The organism is Ferroplasma sp. Type II (genome assembly GCF_000496155.1).
Genome location: NZ_KI542753.1, coordinates 1 through 1,114, shown reverse-complemented (window position 1 = coordinate 1,114; position 1,114 = coordinate 1). Strand labels below are relative to the sequence as shown.

Sequence of the window (1,114 nt, the reverse complement as noted above, 5' to 3'; positions counted from 1 at the left end):
TNTAAGCTCTACTGCAATAAGATTTTCAAGCAATGCACCATTATTCTTGTAGAAGTTTGGTACATTTCTCAATATGATTCCATTATCAATGCAGTACACTTTCCTTGGACTTTTTCCGGCTCTTTTCAGCTTCCGATCAAACCTTTTAACCTCAAAGATTATATATGTTTCTTGGAGGTAGTCCATGTACTTTTTTACGGTGTTTTCGCTTTTGACACTCAAGTTTCGCGTGATAGAACGATATGTGATTTCGTTTGATACATTTGACATGAGGAATCTCAAAATATCCCTAATCTCTGGGAACTTCCTTATATTGTACCTGTTCATCACATCATTCTGGATTATGTCATTTATTGGCTGAGTCAAGACTGAATTACTTCCAGAAACAACTGAATCAGGCATTCCTCCGGATAAGTAGTACTCGTTGAACAATTTACCAGCCGTTGCTTTCCACTGGGGAGAATAGTTGTTTTTCGGTAAATCTATGCTCCTTGCCCGTAGGAATTCAAGAAATGAGAAAGGATAGAGCTCCATGTCCACATGTCTTCCAGTCAAGTGAGTTCCAAGCTCCATGCTCAAGTGACTTGAATTTGACCCTGTGATAAATACCCTGTATCCCTCCCGAAGAAGTCGATTGATAAACAGTTCCCAGCCTTTGACATTCTGGATCTCGTCAAAGAACACATTTCTCATGTCCCCAAACAACTCAATGAAAGTTTCCATCAGTACCTGAAAATCTTCCACTGCAAATCCTGATATTCGTTCATCGTCAAAATTGAAATAGAAAAAAGAATCCCGGAACCTGGTGTTGATAATCTGTTTCAGCATTGTGCTCTTGCCACACCTCCTGATCCCTTTAATGATGAATGCGGAGGAACCGTTGTAACTTAATCCAAGGTCAAAAGCATCTCTTGGGGCAATGTGATCTAATCTCTCGATTTCAGTCAGTTGATCCTGTATCACTGTTCGCATAAGCGATTTTTGAATCATGACACGATATTTCGTAGGGTATTTTATTTTTGCGCATTATAATGAGCAAAATCTTTAGATAATGCGCATTATGTTCAGCAAATATTAAGGGAGAACAGCCATTGGATTCGGGGATCCTCTAGAG

Annotated in this window: 1 protein-coding gene; it reads right to left on the bottom strand. The window is 39.3% G+C overall.

Translation table 11 applies throughout. The features are described from left to right. Positions 1-990 (bottom strand): AAA family ATPase (locus AMDU4_RS09625; protein ID WP_290704916.1); only part of this gene is annotated, 990 nt, incomplete at its 3' end. Positions 991-1,114 lie beyond the last annotated feature (124 nt).